The sequence below is a fragment of the Pseudomonas sp. GW822-FHT03F08 genome (assembly GCF_058801265.1).
On the sequence record NZ_JBXANC010000003.1, the window covers coordinates 265000 to 283857 of the forward strand.

Annotated in this window: 10 protein-coding genes; 3 read left to right on the forward strand and 7 right to left on the reverse strand. The window is 57.9% G+C overall.

The window, feature by feature from the left end; all coding sequences use genetic code 11:
- Positions 1-106: 106 nt before the first annotated feature.
- The 7 genes from AC1RME_RS08265 to AC1RME_RS08295 form a co-directional block, all read right to left on the reverse strand.
- Positions 107-691 (reverse strand): hypothetical protein, encoded by a 585-nt coding sequence (locus tag AC1RME_RS08265; protein ID WP_493090968.1) that lies wholly within the window; start codon positions 689-691, stop codon positions 107-109.
- A 23-nt stretch (positions 692-714) separates the two neighbouring features.
- Positions 715-1203 (reverse strand): hypothetical protein, encoded by a 489-nt coding sequence (locus AC1RME_RS08270; protein ID WP_176504835.1) that lies wholly within the window; start codon positions 1201-1203, stop codon positions 715-717.
- Between the two features lie 47 nt (positions 1204-1250).
- Entirely contained in the window at positions 1251-1799 is a 549-nt protein-coding gene (locus tag AC1RME_RS08275; RefSeq protein WP_096820087.1) for a hypothetical protein, read from the reverse strand.
- 254 nt (positions 1800-2053) lie between these two features.
- Positions 2054-2632 carry a hypothetical protein gene (locus tag AC1RME_RS08280; protein WP_096820088.1) on the reverse strand — a complete coding sequence of 193 codons (579 nt, stop codon included), beginning with the start codon at positions 2630-2632 and terminating at the stop codon, positions 2054-2056.
- Positions 2617-13389 (reverse strand): hemagglutinin repeat-containing protein, encoded by a 10773-nt coding sequence (locus AC1RME_RS08285; RefSeq protein WP_096820089.1) that lies wholly within the window; start codon positions 13387-13389, stop codon positions 2617-2619. Before AC1RME_RS08285 ends, AC1RME_RS08280 begins: the two co-directional genes overlap by 16 nt.
- 25 nt (positions 13390-13414) lie before the next feature.
- Entirely contained in the window at positions 13415-15121 is a 1707-nt protein-coding gene (locus AC1RME_RS08290; RefSeq protein WP_096820090.1) for a ShlB/FhaC/HecB family hemolysin secretion/activation protein, read from the reverse strand.
- Positions 15122-15357: 236 nt separating this feature from the next.
- Complete coding sequence (locus AC1RME_RS08295; RefSeq protein WP_096820091.1) at positions 15358-15807, reverse strand: winged helix-turn-helix transcriptional regulator; 450 nt, start codon at positions 15805-15807, stop codon at positions 15358-15360.
- A 181-nt stretch (positions 15808-15988) separates the two neighbouring features.
- Here AC1RME_RS08295 and AC1RME_RS08300 point away from each other — a divergent pair, with 181 nt between their 5' ends.
- From AC1RME_RS08300 to AC1RME_RS08310, 3 genes are all read left to right on the forward strand, one after another.
- Complete coding sequence (locus AC1RME_RS08300) at positions 15989-16807, forward strand: alpha/beta fold hydrolase (protein WP_096820092.1); 819 nt, start codon at positions 15989-15991, stop codon at positions 16805-16807.
- A gap of 257 nt (positions 16808-17064) precedes the next feature.
- Positions 17065-18372 (forward strand): flavin-containing monooxygenase, encoded by a 1308-nt coding sequence (locus AC1RME_RS08305; protein ID WP_096820093.1) that lies wholly within the window; start codon positions 17065-17067, stop codon positions 18370-18372.
- 58 nt (positions 18373-18430) lie between these two features.
- Positions 18431-18847 carry a RidA family protein gene (locus AC1RME_RS08310; RefSeq protein WP_096820094.1) on the forward strand — a complete coding sequence of 139 codons (417 nt, stop codon included), beginning with the start codon at positions 18431-18433 and terminating at the stop codon, positions 18845-18847.
- Positions 18848-18858: the final 11 nt, after the last annotated feature.

An 18858-nucleotide genomic window follows, 5' to 3' on the forward strand; every position in this document is an offset into this window, starting at 1 on the left:
AGGGCGTTTTTGTGCCCACGCTTCCAAAACCCATTCTTTTTTCTGGCGTTCAATTTTGCGTTTGGCAAGAAATGTACATATCAGCGAGGGCGTGACAGGGACCCTTTCATACAAATCTGAGTTTCCAGTAATCGTTCCCTGCTACTACCCAGTACCGCTCACTCGCCGGAATCAGAAAGCTGAAATCAGCATTCTCTGCAGTCCAGCCCGGCTCGACCAGATCCTCATGAACACGCACATCATCCATGTGCATGAATATTTTCCGATCAAAATTGATATAAAAACTTGGGAAGCGCGAGCTAATAACATTGGCACGCTTGTACACATCAGGCGTCAAGCCCTCGCCTGTCTGGTAGTAATGCTCAACCCTTTGAAAAACCTCTGCATCTGCCCCGATAAAATCCTGCAGATCGTGGGAAGACAGAATTTTTTCGCTTGAGTCGTGGAGGTGCTTGGGAAAGTTATCCGCGGTCATTTTAAGGATACCCCCTCTGAACGCCTTGCAAGCGAGTTCATATTGCTCCCGGCTTATACTCCCGGCGTCCAGGTAAGCACGGTAGTCTTTTTCCGCATCAAGGGTGAAGTTGTATTTTTCGTCTACGACCCAAAAGCTCTTGCCTGAGCAAACAAAGAAGCAAATGTTTTTATCACCGTTCCAGAGCTCATCAAAAATTGTTTGATTGACCTTCATTCCTTGGACTCCTTTAAGAAGCACTAACCGCCCTGGCGGATATCAGTCTCCAGCTCTGTCGGATCAGGCAGGAAGAAACGGGCAGTCAACCAGCATGTCGCCATTGAAGTGACAAAGAGTACGACCATTCCGAAAATCTCATCGGAAAACTTCGCACTCTCTACATCCCGTACAACGGCGACAATAAACGGAGTAACCCATAAAGTGGCCAGCACCGCGCCCGACAGCGCTATAACGGAACAGGCTCGACTTGTCCTTTTGACTTTCATCGATGCGATCACCAATGAAAACAGCAGAAATGGCACGAGAAACACCACTTGAGCCAGAACAGGTCCGAGGAATGGCATCAACATCAATTCCGCCCCTGCGACCTCCCCCATCAACCGTGGGTTCATGGCCAAATGGGCGACGGTCGCAATCGTCTTGAAGAAGCCGGCGATAAAACCCGGCGCCAACGGGCAAAGAAGAAAAGCCAGGAAAACCTTCAGACGCGGATAACTCACATCACTCACAGGCAAATTCTTCCTCACGCATTGATGGGCTCTCTGAATTCAGCAGGTCAGCTCTTTACAGGAATGCGCTGCTCGGGCTGAGTAACGTCGTAGACGTGCTGCTCGCAACTGCCGCCCACAAACTCAAACTCCACCAGATAGGCTTTGCCACGCTCTGGCGTAAACGAATTGCTCACTGGCCCGCAGGTATGGAGAACCCCGGTACGAGGGCCATTTGCGTAGCCCGACACTTCAATTCCCTTATCGGCATCGACCTGGGTTTCCAGTTGCGGGAAGCGTTTGGCTACCGCGCTGTTGCCCACTTCGTTGAGCTTGGCAATCCAGCCGAACACCTGGCCTCGCCCCGAATCCACCACGGTTCCCAGTTCTTCCATGCGGCGGTCGGGATCGTCTGCACGACGGATCGAAAACTCAACCGGAATCGTCGAGCCCGACGCTTTCATCACAACCTTGGCGTGCTGTGCATCGACCGCCACCGTATTCTGGTGCAGCTGGACACCGTCCTTCAGCAGACTGGGAGAAGAATCCCGAACGTTGGAATGGCAACCTGAAAGCGCGAACGCCAAGGTCAAAGTGACGAGTGCAGGTTTGTTCACGTGTGAATCTTCCCTAATGAGCGCAACGAGACGGAGGTGATATCAAACATCGGCGCGATATTAGATGGCCACTATTTTGGCGTCAATCATTCGATTAAAAAAAGGGGCAATTTTATTACCTGTAGATCGCCGAATTATTAGAACAGTCAAAAAACCAAAACTCAAAAGGAGACACATTTAATTAATTAAATGTGTCATTTCCGCCCAGCCCGCTTTTCATTTCAAAACAACCGACGCCCACTCCAAATCACTTTCTAAAAAATCATAATCATATGAATCAATTGATCTTCAGAATCTTCCAGACTGCCTCCCCCTCCACCACCAAAAATTATTCTATCGGTACGAGCGTAAAACCATTCTTCAGCCTCATCATAAACCAGCTCAAAACAAGTAGCTGCACAATCAACTCGCGAACCAAGCCCCCTACCCTCCACTTTCCCCTGATAGGAGTAAGTTAGTCTTTTGTCTCCCAGCGAGCCGAAATAATCGAACATCCATACGGAGACACTGGAAACCCTACCATTCAAAAAACCGACCACAAGCGCCCTAGTCTCGGATAACACTTTCTCTGAACCTGGAAACTGCAAATTCCAGCCCGTAAGATTCAAATCAAAAATATCAAACCGAAAAAATGTCTTACCTGAACTTTCTGTAACATCCAAAACCAACAATGGAGTATCAGAAAACTTATACACTCTCGCTTTCGGATCTACACAACACTCAAGGAGCATGGATTCAAACTCCTCACGCGTTGCCCCCAACTCAATACCAGCCAGTTCTACACCTGGGACGACGGGGGCAAACCAGTTCACTTTAATCATTTCAAGACCCATATGTCGTTCTTATAAACCAACCTTTGACCAGATGAATTATAAAACGCTGTCTTTTTTTCAAGATCCGCCTGATAAACCCCCTCAGAGTTGAGTTTATATTTAACCTTATAGGTAGCAGGGTCAATAACCTTAACCTTGCTCCCATCCACAAAAGTAAACTTATAGTACTGACCACTATGTATCGACTCAGAACTAACAGGACTAAATTGTACTTCCTTTATTAACGAATGCCCCTCAACGATAAATATTTGAGCATTTCCCGAGCTATTGGAACTTGGAGGCTTAGGCGTTATTTTAGCGCCATCCATCCTATACGCCTTAGCGAGATCATCCAGTGACGCACCCCACACTTGATCCAAGGTTCGTGGAATACCTTCTTCAATTGCAAGCTTGAGCCTGAGTTCCTCTCTCGCAATCGACGATGTTGCCGGAATTCCATCGTCGACTACAACCAGTTTCCCCGAGTCGATCGGATTTTCCGGAGTAATCGGATTGTCCACTTTCGGCGGCGTGGTGCCAGTTTTCGGAGGTTCAACGTCCGGCTTCGGTAGGACATCAGGCTTAGGTGGCACCACCGGCTTCTGCGGATCCAACACCGGCACATCCGTATCCGGCAGCTTCTCCGAAAACTTCGTGATCTGCGTCTTGAGATGGTCAATCTTGACCGTCGATCCCACTTCTTTGATGGTCTTGACCGAGACGTCGATACCCATACGCGACAGTTGCAGCGACGCATTCGCGGAGCTGGTGCCGCCACCGGCCATGAGCTGGACGATAAGCGCTACGGCCTGACCCATTTGCCGGCCAACGTTCTCCGCGTTCTCGTCGCCGCCCACGGTGGCTGCTTCAAGGATTTGCGAAAGTTGCGATTTGAAGGCATCAGCGACGCTTTTACCAAGGATGTTCACCGCCTCATCAGAAGCGAGGAACTCGTTCATGGCGTGGAAGCTTTCCACCGGATCACGCAGCAGATTCACTGCACTGTCCAGAGCGCCCAGTCCAGCGCCTGCCATGCCGTCCGTGAAGCCTTTCATGACTCCGGAAGCTGTCAGCAGATCCTGTCGTGCTGAAATGAGTCCCCACTTCGCGATGATCGCCAGCTTAAGGGCCAAGTTGGGCTCTGCATCGATTTCCTTTTTGGCCTGGACATACTGCTGCGTTGCCAGCCAGTTGTTGTCGATGTTGGCTGTCGCTGCATTATTCGCGGTCGCCGCGCCATTTGGATTGCTCATGGCCGCAATACCGGTCACCAGACTGGTGATGATGTTGCGTTTGGCTTCACGTTCTATTGCGGTTTCATTCGGGTCGGAGTCTGCAAACAGGCCGGCCAGCACACTGGACGCCGAACCACCCAAGGCACCCGCCGAACAGCTTTGATTGCTGGCGGCAGCGCCTGCGCAACCGAGAATCGCATGCAAGGCGGCGTGTTCCGGACTGCCCTCTTTCAGACCTTTTTTCACCAGGTCGCCGATGTACGACGAACCCTGCTGCTGGACGTAGTTGACCACCATGTTTTGTGCGAATTGCGAGCTGCTACCGGTGACGCCACCGCTGATCCCGGCGACCAGAGCTGTTGCAATCTGTCGGTAGGTACCACCAGCGCCCCAGTTGTCGCCGATTTCTTGTACCTGCTTCTGGAGCACCAGGTATTTCTCGTGATGTTCCAGCTTCTTGGCTGGATCGGTTTCGCTTTTGGAAAGCGCATACTCGACTTCAGCCTGTTTCTTCTTGTCATCAATTTCACGCGCGCGGCTCTCGATGAACTGCGAAACGTTCTGCACGAATTTGCCGACAATCTCGAAATCAACACCAATTTCCTTGGCATCGAAAATCGGCTTTAGCTTGTTGCTGCCGTCACGCTCGCTGGAAACATCGGTGTTGATCGCAGCGATGGCCTGTTCGGCCGTTTGCCCGGTCAGCTCCTGTTGCTTTGTGCTGTTAGTGATGGTGACGGCAGCGCCGCTGATACCACTGTAAGTGGTGCTGCTGGAGTTTCCGCTGGCAAACAGAGCAATAGGAGTCGTTGCGCTGACGCCATCCTTGCTCGCGACGACTGGCCCGCCTCTGTTGGCCGTCGCGCTGGCATTGCCATTGGCGTCACGCCCCATGTCGCTGCCATATCCGCCACTCAGGTTAATGCTGCTGGCATCGTACTCAGCCTTGTTCTTGACGTCCGACGTGGTCAGCGTGCCGGTGCTTAATGTGTTTTTGCCGTCAGCCACCGCTTTGTCGGTACTGGCAATGATCGCCCCGACGAGGTCAGTGTTGCCCTTGACCTCGACCTGGAAACCACCATTGCCCGCCTTGATGCCCGACTGCTCGGAGACGCTGGCGTATTCACTGTGCATGTGCTGCTGGGAGATGCCGCCGCTGACGCTGCTGTTGCCGACGCAGAACGGAGGCACGCAGACACTCAGGCCGACGTTGGCGCTTGACTGCTTGGAGGTGTAGGTACTGGTGTCTTGCAGGCTCTCGATATTGAGATCGCCGCCCACGTTGACCTTGACCGTTTCACCGCTGGCGGTAGCACCCTTGATGTTGGTGTCGCCACCACTTTTCAGGTTCAGCGTGCCGCCGGATTTGACCGAGGTGTTGGTGTGCGTGACGTCGTCACCGTCGCTGCTGCCACGGCCCTTGTTGGCGGCCAGTTCAAAGGTAATACCGTTTTGCTCGCCGAAGCCGAAACCGATACCGGCGCTCCAGCCGCTGTTGCTGTTGGTGCTTTCCTGATGAGCAGTGTTCTGTGCGGACAAAAGATTGATCGCGCCATCGGCGTTCAGCGAAACATCGCCACCGCCTTCAATGCGACTACCGACCACATTGATGTTGCTGTCGGCACCGGCGCCCTTGGCGACGATGTTGATGTTGCCACCCGCAATCACACCGCTGCCGACGACATTGCTGCCGCTCTGGCTGCTGTTCATCTTGCTTTGGCTATTGCTGAGGTTGACGCTGACCTTCACTCCGACCCGAGGGTCTTCTTTCAGGGCCTTGGCCGCGTCCACCGCCTGGTCGCCACTCATGGCCGCATTCACGGCAGCGAGTGCAAGCATCCGCCCGTCTGTGGTTTTCCCGGCGGCCTCGCCCATCTGCTGGATGCCACGCAGTGCATCCACCAGCGGAATGCTCACCGTGCCACCGACGGCGGTGCGATTGGTGCTGGCGGTTTTGGTGGAACTCAGCGTGTCATAGCCCTCGCCGATATCCACGTGCTTGGCCGTGATCCCGATGTCACCCACCGGCGCGACCAGTTGACTGGCCGTCTGGGTGTAATGATCCCCGGCCGTCAGCAGGATGTTGCCGCCAAGCGATGCGATCTGACTGCCCGACTGGCGAGTCGTGGTGCTCTGATCCGATTCCTTGGTCTTGACGATCCCCGTCGCGCCCTGCCACCAGGAACCGATCTCGCCCACCTTCTTGCTGCCTGAAGAGGAACTGGCGGTCGTGGTGTTTTCAGCGCTGATGACTTCCAGATTGCGTCCGGCGTTGATACCGATGTTCTTGTCGGCCACCAGCGTACTGCCTTCAACGACCGTGTCCCGACCGCTCTTGATCTGCAGGCTGCCGGCGCTGATATCGCTGCCGATGCTCTCGGTGGAAGTCTGTTGACCCTGTTGCGACTTCTGCGTGTTGGACAGCAGCCCGGTAATCGTCGCCCCCGTCTTGCTGGAGCTCTGCGACTGGCTGGAGGTTTGTGTTTCCTGGGCGGCGCCGATGAACACGTCATTGGCGGCGGTCAGCTTGATCTCATCCGTTGCACGCAACGAGGCCGCCTTCAACGTAATGTCGTTGTCGGCTTTGAGCTCCATGCTCTTGGCAACCCACTCGGTGCTGTTCAAGCGGGTTTGAGTGGCCTCGGCACTATTGGATTTGCTGGATTTCCAGTTCTTCTTCGAAGAGGCACTGGCCTGGCTGGCATAGTCCTCGGCTGCGTCGAGATTGATGTCATGGCCGGCAGTGGCCAGCAACGATCCATCGGCTTTGACTTTTGCCCCTTGTGCATTGATGTCTTGACCTGCAGACATCACCAGCTTGCTTCCCGACTCGATACTCGAGCTGACCGATGTAATGCGTTCGCTCTCGGTCATCACGGATTTTTTCTTGCCGAAGTCGCCCTTCTTCGTCTTGGTATAGAACGAATGATCAAGGTTATCAGCGGTCAGCAGGTTCAGGTCGTCGCCGGCATAGACAAAGGCCTCGCCACCCGACTTGACATGGCTGGCGATCAGGTTGAGATCCTTGTCGGCATTGAGCGTCAGGCTTCCACCAGCCTTGATCACGCTCGATTGCTGGGCGACGTGATCCTCCTCCGCACGGAACTTCTTGTTCCAGCCGGTGGCATGGGACTCGTCAGCCGCTGAGCTGATCGTCAGGTCACCTTTGGCATTGATGTCAACGTTGCCTTTGGCCTCGACATTACTCGCCACCACGCTGACGTCACGCTGGGCCGTAACCTTGAGTGTGCCGCCGACGTTGACGTCCGAGCCATGCTGCTTGACCGTCGAATACTGATAGTTGGTATTGCTGCGGTCAGTGGTCTGTTCGGTCGAGTCGATGTGTACATCGCGGCTGGCCGTCAGCGTGGTATCGCCACCACTCTTCAATACGCTGCCGCTGTTGTTGATGTCACGACCTGCGCTGATCACCAGTGCATTCGCCGCTTCGATGCGCGAGGCGTTGTCGACGAAGTCGGTTTCTTCGCTCAGGCGACCGTCAGTGCTCTTGTGGGTGGTAACCGTGCGCTCGTTGATCACATCGCCATGTTCGGCGGTCAGAGTGACGTCGCGCCCGGCAATAATGCCCCCGGCCTTGTTGGTCAGATTATTGGTGGCCGTCAACTTCAGGACATTTCCGGCCTCGACCAGACCACTGCTCACCAGGTCTTTTTTGGCGGTTGCATCGAGGTTCTGGCTCGCGCGCAACGTACCGGAGTTCTCCAGGTTCTCACCGGCGATCAACGTGACATCGTTGCCTTGGATCAACGCACCATTGGCCGCGAGGCGGTTGTTGGCGTTGGCCAGGTACAGCACCGGCACCAGGACTTTTTCGCCGTTTACTACACGCTCTTCGAGCCAGACGATGTCGTGGGTCAGCGCAGCGACCTGCTGTGCACTGAGGGTAACGCCCACGCTAAGGTTCAAGGTGTTCTTGCTGGCGATGGCGTTGTCCATCAGGTACTTGTAGACCGCCTCATCGGAATTCTGCCCATCGATGAAACGCTGCCCCGTCCGGGCCACCACGGCTTGCTGAATCAGTTTCTGTTCAAAGAGGCCGTCGCCCAGACGCTTGGCACTCTGGTCTGCGCTGTAGCCCAGTCCCTTCAGCAGATAATCCGAGCTCATGAACTGCTTGAGGTCAGTGAGCACTGGGTTGGTTTCGATCAGGTATTTGTGCGGCTGAGACTTGCCGGCGTTGCTCGGCAGGCCTTGCACCCGGTTGATGGTCACCGGGGTCGGCGATGGATCGGCGGTGACCTTGCCGCCGCTCAACGTCCAGCTCTGCGGGCCAGTGGCGGTCGGATTGCTGCTGCCTTCCGTGCTCAGACGGAACAGGCCGTTCTGGCCTGTCGGCAAGCTGAAACCTGGCAGGTCGATCGAGCTGACCTGCTGCTGGGCGAGATCCGGCGGCAGTTGCGGGTTGATCTTGACCACCGTGGAGTAGCCGCTGCCAGCGCCCGTATCGGTGTTGGTTTTGCCTGCCGCGACGTAGCTGTAATAAGGACGCACCACACTGTTGTCGATGGTCTGGGCCGCATTCAATGTGATGTTGCCACCAGCCTGGATCACAGCGTCATAGGAACTGCCGGATCCGGGGACGGTAACGATGCTTTCGGTGAGCTTGCCACCGCCAAGCATGCTTATGAAGCGACTCAGATCCGCCTCAACAGTAGGCGACGGCGTGTCTCCGTTCTTTTCGTTGAATGCTTTGGCTGCGGGCTCGGTGGCGTAGATCTGGTCAACGTAGTTCCAGTAGGTACGCTTGGTGATGATCTCCTGCTCTTGCACGCCCTTGTTGGTGATAGTGCCGGCATTGACCGAAATGTTGCCGGTGGCGGCAATGGTACTGCTGCTGTTGTTCAGAGCCTGGACGTTGAGCGACATGTTGCCACCGCTGGTCAGGCTCGCGGCCGCGCTGCTGTTGCTGACTTTCAGGCGATCGGTCTCGGCAATCTCCCAATGCCCGTTGCGTCGACCGCCACTGCGAAAATCACACCCGGCAATCGGGATCAGATTGCAATCGAGCTGGGTGATGACCACCGAGTTTTTTTCATGCGCTGTGTATTCGAGAATGTCCCTGACGTTATTCACGGTCAGGGCATTGATGGTCAGGTCTCGCGCGCCGTAGATCTCGCCGGAACGATTGTCCAGCAAGTCAGCCTTGCCACTGTCGCGATCACGGCCGATATGCACATTGTTCAAGCCATACACATTACCGTAGGCGTTGGTGAAACTGGCCAACAGCAGACGCATGTCGCCGCCACTGGTGATCAGGCCCCCGCTGTTCAGGAGGGCACTGGTGGTCAGGGTGAGCTCTTTGCCGGAACCGATGGTGCCGTAGTTATTGATGTTGGCGGCGCCCAGGGTCAGATCACCGCTGGATGTCAGACGCCCTTGGTTGTTCAACACGCCATTGATATTGATGGTGGTGTTGCCGCCACCGGCAATGCTGGTCCCGGCGTTGAGATCCAGCTGATTGGCCTTGAGCGCCAAGTCACCCAGACTGCTGGTGCGACCACTCCCGGAATAATTGCCCCACAAGGTCAGGTCCAGCGCGCCGTCACTGGCAATCAACCCATCGTTATTCCAGCTGCCACCGCTCCCGGTCAGTTTGCTGACCGCCAGCAACTGCCCGCTCGCCGTCTGGTTGAGGTTGTTGATGTTGACCGTCAGACGATCGGCCTGGATCAGACTGCTGTTGGTCCAGCCATCGGCTGTCAGTGTCAGTCCGCCGCGGGTTACGAAGCTGCCGCCAGCACTGCCGAGCTGTCCGGTGGCAATGTCGAAGATTCCGGTACCGACATGCAACACGTTACCGCCACCGTTCAGCAATCCACCCGCGCCGAGGCTGAGGTCATTGTTGGCGCTTTCTACGGTACCGTTGCGGTTATCGAACAGACCGCCGAGGGTGAACGCGGTTTTCCCGGTGCTGCCGAGTGCACGCAGCTGGCCCGTCTGGTTATCGATACTGGCAGCACCCACGCTCAGCGTGCTGGCGCTTTCGATGATACCTGTGCGGTTGTTCAGGGCACCGCTCAAGCTGAAATCGATTTGTTGTCCAGCCACCTGGCCGCCGGTACTGCCGCTGTTGTCAAAATCCCTACCGGTGACGCTGGCGCGTTGCTTGGCAACCAGTACGCCGTTGCGGTTATTGAAATTACCGTTGTTGCCCAGATCGATAGTCGCGTCACCGCTCTGTGCAGCGATCCGTCCAGCCTCGTTGTCGAGACCGGCCAAGGCCTTGAGCGTCAGTCGCTGAGCCTGGATCACCCCACCCTGTCCGTTGCGCAACAAGCCGCCGACCTGCGCAGTGAAGGCGCTTTTGAGGCTGGACAGCACACCGCCCCGGCTGTCGAGGCTGGCAGCGGTGACGTCGAGATCGCCGGATTTGGCTACGAAGCGACCGCTCTGGTTATCGATGGCGCCATCGACCTTGGCGGTGAGTAAGCCTTCGCTTTGCAGGGTGCCCTTGGCGTTGTCGAGGCTGGCAGCGGTCAATTGCAGATCAGCGGCATCGCTGTAAATCAGACCACCACTGTTTTGCACAGCACCGCGCGCGGTGAGCACCAGGTTGTCGTTGGCAGCTACGGTGCCGCCATTGCGATTGTCGAGGTCGCCGGTCAACAGGCTGAGCAGTTTCTGGCTGACCAGTTTGCCGCCCTGGTTATTGATTTGCGCGGCACGTGTGATCACTAATGGACCAGCGCCGGCCAATTGACCTTTGATATTTGTCAGAGCGCCCAGCAAGTCGAGATTGACAGCCGCTTCACTGGCTAGAACCCCTTCTGTGTTATCCAGGTCTGTGCCGGTGAAACGGATGTCCTGCTTGGCGTTGATGGTCGCATGGGTGTTGTCGAGACGTTTGGCGCTGATATCCAGAACCGCGCCGCTGTCGATCTGGCCACCCTGCCCGTTGTTCAATGTGCCGGTGACGGTCAGAGACTGCGCGCCCTCGCTCGAGAGCGCGCCTTTGTCCGAGTTATCGATGTTGGCCGCGGTGATCTTCAAGATGCCTTTGCTGGCCAGTGCACCGGTGTTGCTGTTGCGGATATCGCCAGTGAGATCGACCAATAGATCGCCATCACGACTGGACAACGTACCGTGATTGCGATTGTCGAGACTGCCACCGAGCAGGCTCAGGTTTTGCCAGCCGGAAATCAGACCATTCAGATTGCGCGTGTTGTCAGCGCTCAGATCCAGTCGCTGACGACTGAAAAGCTTGCCATCACTATTGTCCAGATTGCGTGCGGCAAGCGTATAGCTCAGGTCGCTGGAGAGTTCGCCGCCCTGGTTGTTCAGGTCCCGCAGACGATTGATGCTCAACCGGCCTTTGGTCGTAATCAGACCTTTGCTGTTGTTGAGGTCGCCCATCGCACCGCTGAAATCGATGGCGATGGCACTCCCGAGCAGCGAGCCGCCATTCTGGTTGTTGATGTTGGCAGCGCTGATGGCGAGAGTTTGTGTGGCGCTGATCAGCCCCTTGTCCTGATTGTCGAGCTGACCGTCAACGCGCAGATCCAGGCCGGCACGACTGGTGAAGGTAGCGCCATTGTTGTTCAGGCTACCCGCGCGGGCGTCGATGCTGGCTGCAGCGATAAGCCCCTTGATATTGGTCAATGCCTGCTGCACGCGCAGGGTCAGGGTTTGATTGCTCAGCAGTTTGCCATCGCTGTTGTCCAGGCTGTCGGCAGCAAACGTAAACGCCTGGGCGCTGGAGATTTCACCGCCACGGTTGTCGACCTGTTGCAGGTTTTTCAGAACCAGCAGCGGTGCATTGATCAGACCCTTCTGGTTGTTCAAGACGCCGTTGTTGAGATCAAGCGCCAGCGACGTATCGCTGGTGAGTTGTCCACCTTCGTGTTGATCGAGGCTTGCTGCATTGACCGACAACGCACCATTGCTGGCGATCCGCCCCTTGTCGCTGTTGACGATGTGGCCAGCCTTGAGCGTCAGGTTGTCGAGGGAGGTCAACTTGCCACTCTGGTTGTTGATCTGGCCGGTGGCGGTAATGCTCAAGGCTTTTCCGGCATTTACCAGCCCTGCAACGTTGTCCAGCGTTGCCATGCGCAATGTCGCACTTTGCAGGCTCGACAGTTCGCCGCTGCGGTTATTCAGGTGACCGATGCTGGCATCCAGACGCCCGGAACTCTTGATCAGACCGTTGGTGTTGAGTACCTGGCTGGCGTTGAGACTCAGATCCCCCGTGCTCAGTACGCGACCTTTGTTCTGGTTATCAAGAATGCCTGCGGTCACGCGCGTGTTTTGCGCGCTCAAGGTACCGCCCTGATTGTTCAGGGTCTGTGCCGCCGCGACCGTCAAATCGCGGTTCGCAATCACGCTTTTGCCGGCGTTATCGATGCTGCGCGCGCTGATGGCGACATTGCCTGCTGCATTGCGAGTGTTGTCCGCGTTGACTCCGGCTTCGATGATGCCGTTGTTGGTCAACTGCCCGCCGGCATTGAGGTTGATATTGTCCCGTGCTGCGAGAGTCTGCCGGTTGGTCAGGTTGCCCTGGGTCTGAGCGTTGACGTTCGTGCCGGCATAAACCGGTCCCTGGGCGTCGAGGCTGGTCGCCGTGATGTTGATGATGTTCGCGGCCGAGGCCTGCGCCAGGGTCAGTTGACCGTTGCTGTCGATCTGGATATCACCGCCGCTGGCCGCCACGTTGCCTGCCAGCTTCACCCCCACGCCGGCTTCCGTGCCCACCAGTTTGATCGCCCCCGCATACATCCCGCCAAGCGCCGAAGAGTCGATGGCCAATTGCGGTTTGGTGCTGCCGTCATCGGCACGGGCCGTGGCATTGAGAGTTTGCGCGTTGACGTCGTTGCGACCGGCAACAATGGTCAGGTTCTGCGCCCGGATTTCGGCATTGATTTTTGCGCTGCGGGTGATGATTTCGAAACGGTCGACGTTGCTGGCGTTGAGCCCCGTACCTTCGATGGCGACGCTGCCCTGATCAACCTGAAAGCGATCCAGACGACCCGCACCATCAAGCACCGGTTTACCGGTAGTCAGGGTCACTCGTGGGGTGTTGATGAAACCGCAACCGTTGCAACTGATGCCATAAGGGTTGGCAACTATGACTCGCGCCGACTGCCCCGCCACTTCGGTATAGCCGCGCAACTGGCTCGGGTTGCCGCCCACCACTTCGTTAAGGATGGTTTGCGCCGCCACACGATTGGTCAGGTGAGGGTTGCCGACGATGATCCCGCCCAGTTGCGTCTGCCCGGTCTGAGCTGCCACGTTGTTGAGGATGACGCCCTGTGCCCCGACGTTGTAGTCGTGAAACTGGTTGTGTGAAAGCCCCGAGCCGTCAGGCGTGGCGATGTTGACGATCGGCACGCCGTTGCCTGCCTGCCCCAGACTCGTACCGGGATTGGCCACCACAATCCCGTCCGCCTGCGCCCACATCGGTTGCCAGAACATGACGTTGGCCAGCAGGAATGCCAGTCCGCGTTTGGGCATGCCCCAGAAGTGTTCGCGGCTTTTTACGGCCGCAGCAGGTTGGCCGGCCAGAAAGGTCAGGTGGCGAATGTCCATATCAGTATCTCGGGGCAGGCGGAAATTAAATGAAGAAGTCCAGGCGGAAATAGATCGGCGCTTCGCGCTCGGTCAGCGCGGCCGGTCGTTCCAGGGAATGGGCGAAGGTCACGCTGGCCGCGACGTGCTCGCCACGAGCGAACAGCTCCAGCGAGTTGCTCGACATGCGCCCGTGCTGGTCACCGTTGTAACGATCATTGCGAATGACGCCCTGGTCGTAGCCCAGGCTGGTGCCGTATTCGGCGAATACCGGGCGCAGCCATTCGGCAGTCACCGGGCGCGCCCAACGCAGATCGTTGCGCCAGTAGCCACCGCTGTCGCCGGACAGCGACTGATCCTTGTAGCCACGGATCGACGACAACCCGCCGAGGCTGGTGCGCTGCGAACTGAACAGCACGTCTTCGCTGCGCTGGCCGGTCATCAGGCTGCTGAAACTGAGCGATTCGCCCCACAGCTTGAACGGCTGCAGGTAGCTCAGGGTCGCGGTGTATTTGCGGTAGCGCGCGTCCGGTTCGCCGGGGCCCGGGTCGTGGCTGCCCTGGGCATCGAACGCACCGATGCCTTGCTGCATCCCGGCGTCGATGTTGACGAACGCGCTGCCGATCCGCCGCCCGTGGTTGATGCCGAACTGCGCTTCGCTGATGCGGTTGCTGCTCAGGCGCAGCTTGCTGTCTTCGATGAAGTTGTTGCTGCGCAGGTACGACAGGCCGGTGCTGAGAGAGGTCTTGCTGACCGAGTCACGGTGGATCACCCGCTCAGCGCGAAACTGATGGTTTTCACTGTCGCCGGTCTGCTTGAAGTTGTAACCGTTGGCGGCGATTTGCGAGCGGTACTCGCTCTGGCTGTAGCTGTAGCTGAAGTTCCACCAGCCCCACGGCAGGTTGTAGTTGAGCATCGCGTTGTTGGAGGTGTGCTGATGATCGCTCATCGCATCGTGACCGCCGCGCAGGCTCAACTGATCGGCCAGGCCCAGCGGGCTGTCCCAGTCGAAAGTAGTCCCCCACTGTTGCTCACCGGTACTGCGCTGGCCGCTGTTGCTGCGCGACAGCCCGGCACGCCAAGGCTTTTGCGCAGTGTTATTGACCAGCACGTCACTGCCACCGACATTCTTGCCCGGCGAGAGCTCCATCTTGGCCTGATTGGACGGCAGACGATTGAGCTGATCGACCATCTGCTCGATCTCGCGCAGGTTGATCAGTTCGCCGGCCTTGCCGGGAAAAGCCATGGCCAGTTCACGTTCCGACAGCTTGCTGTTCTCGGCACCTTTCAGGCTTTCGAGCTTGCCCTCGACCACCAGCACTTTCAGGTGCCCGGCGGACAAATCCTGCTGCGGCAAGTAGGCGCGACTGGTAACCAGCCCCTTCTCGATGTAATGCTCGGTGATGACTTTGAGCAGCTCATTGAGCTGTGGCACACCCAGGCACTGGCCGATGTACGGCTTGAGCAGGCGCGTCTTGTCGCTCTCTGACAGGCTGTCGGCGCCTTTGAGTTCGATGTCTTTGATCGGGAAGCAGCGAGTGTCGGTCGGCGCCGCCGGTTGAACTGGCTTGGCATCCTTGCCCGGCAGGTCCTTGAGTTCTTCGAGGCGACGGCGCTGCTCGTCGAGCAGGCGATCCTGGCGTTCGCGGATCAGGTCGGTTTCACCAGGGGTGGGTGCAGCGAGTACAGCGTTAAGCGGAGACAGGCACAGCAAAGCCAGGCACAACCTCGCCCCAAGGGCGGGTGAGTACATGTTCGATCCCTCGAGACGGAATTGATATCAAAATAGTGGCGCGATGTTAATGAGCCACTATTCTGACGTCAATTTATGGACTCACCGAACCATTGTTGCCGACGAACGGTATCTGTGAAATCGTCCGACTCCGACAGAGATGCAGGATGTTTCGCAGATCAACCAAGGAAAACCGGTCGCCGCATCAGAGAACGTTCCGAAAAACGAAACGTCCGACAGACCCCACTCACTTCACCTCAGTGCTCAACTGCCAGTTTCGTCGCCACATCCTCCGGCGACAGCACCCGACCATCGGCTGACAGCAACTCAAGCTTGCGGATCGGCTGCCCTTTCTGCGCATCGACCATCACCGACCCCGGTTCGCCAGGCGCGTACAGGTGTTCCCCGCCCCACTGCGACAGCGCAACGATCACGGTTTGCAGCGCACGACCCTTTTCCGTCAGCACGTACTCCTTGTAGGCGCTGCCATCGGACGCCGGCACCAAGCGCAGGATGTCGCGCTCCACCAGCCCTTTGAGCCGGACACTCAACATGTTCTTGGCAATCTCCAGGCTCTTCTCGAAATCGCCGAAACGACAAATGCCTTCCAGCGCATCGCGGATGATCAGCAACGACCACCAGTCGCCGATCAGGTCCAGTGTCCGGGCGATCGGGCAGGCATTACCGGCAAGGCTTTTGCGCTTCATTTCGGGTGTCTCCAGCAAATCGGCAGGTTCAATGCGGTTGCATCTTACAACCCGCGCTGCAAAACCGATAACGCCGTGCGCCTCGAACTTAGCACCTGCGTACAAGTGGCCGATGCACTTTGCCGCGATAGTGAACGCTGCCATCACGGCATCCACGCAGGCCCACACCCAAGGAGTTTCCATGAGCACGTTCACGACTCAAGACGGCACCGAAATCTATTTCAAGGACTGGGGCAGCGGCAAGCCCGTGCTGTTCAGCCACGGTTGGCCGCTGGACGCCGACATGTGGGAATACCAGATGGAATACCTGAGCAGCCGCGGCTACCGCACCATCGCGTTCGACCGTCGTGGTTTCGGTCGTTCCGAGCAGCCATGGACCGGCTATGACTACGACACCTTCGCCGACGACATCGCGCAGTTGATCGAACACCTCGACTTGCGTGACGTGACCCTGGTCGGTTTTTCCATGGGCGGCGGCGATGTCAGCCGCTACATTGCGCGCCACGGCAGCGAGCGCGTCGCCGGGCTGGTGCTGCTGGGCGCGGTGACGCCGCTGTTCGGCAAGAAACCGGACTTCGCCGAAGGTGTCGACACGTCGGTGTTCGACGGGATCAAGGCCGGCCTGCTGAAGGACCGCGCGCAGTTCATTGCTGACTTCAACGCCCCGTTCTACGGCACGAACCAGGGCCAGAAAGTCTCCGAGGGCGTGCTGACGCAAACCCTGAACATCGCCCTGCTCGCCTCGCTCAAAGGCACCGTGGATTGCGTCACGGCGTTCTCGGAAACCGACTTCCGCCCGGACATGGCGAAAATCGATGTGCCGACGCTGGTGATTCACGGCGACGGTGATCAGATCGTGCCATTCGAAACCACCGGCAAACGGGCCGCTGCACAGATCAAGGGCGCTGAGCTGAAAGTCTACGCAGGCGCGCCACACGGCTTTGCGGTCACCCATGCGCAGCAATTGAATGAAGACCTGCTGGCGTTTCTCGACCGCTGAGTCCGCAGTCAACTGAAGCCTTGCAAAGGGCCGTCGACTACCCTGTCGGCGGCCCTTTTTTTCGTTGTCCCGGATTCCGGTGCCGTGGCGAGGCCCAGCATTTACGGGCGCTTCAGGCCTCTGCATCACGTTTTTATCTTCACATCCCAGCTTAATAATATTTTACCGATATCCACCCCCTCCCTAGTCTGATCCCAAGCACAGAGAACAGGTCGACAGCGGCCTGAATCCAACGGCCTCGTGAGAAGGGATCAGAGATGACCACTGAAATAATAAAAACAGACACGCTTGTTGTCGGCGCCGGTCAAGCGGGTGTGGCCATGAGTGAACACCTGAGCAAACTCGGTGTGCCGCACCTGGTGCTGGAGCGCAATCGGGTTGCCGAACGCTGGCGCACCGGGCGCTGGGACTCGCTGGTGGCCAACGGTCCGGCGTGGCACGACCGGTTTCCAGGGATGGAATTCGACGACGTCGATCCGGATGGTTTCGCCCACAAAGAACGCGTCGCCGACTACTTCGAGGCCTATGCGAAGAAATTCAACGCGCCGATCCGCACCGGCGTCGATGTGAAGAGCGTGGTGCGCAATGTCGGTCGCCCGGGCTTCACCGTCGAGACTTCCGAGGGTGTGATCGAAGCGGCCCGCGTCGTCGCCGCCACCGGCCCGTTCCAGCGTCCGGTGATCCCGGCCATTGCGCCGAAGGATGAGCGTCTGCTGCAGATTCACTCGGCCGACTATCGCAACCCGCAACAACTGCCGGCCGGTGCGGTGCTGGTGGTCGGTGCCGGTTCGTCGGGCGTGCAGATCGCCGATGAATTGCAGCGTTCGGGCAAGCAGGTGTTCCTCTCGGTCGGCGCCCATGACCGCCCTCCTCGCGCTTATCGCAACCGCGATTTTTGCTGGTGGCTCGGCGTACTCGGCGAGTGGGATCAGGCCGCCATGAAACCTGGCCGCGAGCACGTGACCATCGCAGTCAGCGGCGCCCACGGTGGCCGCACCATCGACTTCCGTGGCCTGGCCCATCGCGGTATGACCCTGGTCGGCGTCACCGAATCGTTCAACGACGGCGTGGTGACCTTCAAACAGGACCTGCGCGACAACCTCAAGCGTGGCGACGAGAACTACCTTGCGCTGCTGGATGCCGCCGACGCCTACATCGAACGCAACGGCCTCGATCTGCCGCTGGAACCGGAGGCCCGTGAGACGTACCCAGACCCTGAATGCGTGAAGAACCCGCTGGCCGATCTCGATCTCGCCGCCGCCGGCATCACGTCGATCATCTGGGCCACCGGGTTTGCCGTGGACTATTCCTGGCTGAAAGTCGCGGCGTTCGACGACAACGGCAAGCCGCAACATCAGCGCGGTGTGTCCAGCGAATCGGGTGTGTATTTCCTTGGGCTGCCATGGCAGTCACGACGCGGTTCGTCGTTCATCTGGGGCGTGTGGCACGACGCCAAGCACGTGGCCGATCACATCGCCACCCAGCGCAAATACCTGGCCTATCGCGATGCCGAACAACGCGAAGCCGTGCTGCATAGCAACGCTGTCGACACCGTCGACGCTTGATCCCCCATTACCGCTCCGGCGCCCATCGCGCCGGGCCCGAATTCGTCAGGAGTTTCACATGAGTCAGCCAACCCACACCCGCATTCGCATGTTCAACACCAAGGACACTTACCCGAACCAGACGCTGGACAACGACCTGTGCCAGGCCGTGCGCGCCGGCAATACCGTGTATGTCCGTGGTCAGGTCGGCACCAATTTTGATGGCGAGTTGATCGGCCTCGGCGACCCGCGCGCGCAGACCGAACAGGCGATGCGCAACGTCAAGCAACTGCTGGAAGAGGCCGGCAGCGACCTGAGCCATATCGTCAAGACCACCACTTACCTGATCGACCCGCGCTACCGCGAGCCGGTGTATCAGGAAGTCGGCAAATGGCTGAAGGGTGTTTTCCCGATCTCCACCGGGCTGGTGGTGTCGGCGCTGGGCCAGCCGCAGTGGCTGATGGAGATTGATGTGGTTGCGGTGATTCCCGAGTAATTCGACCTTAG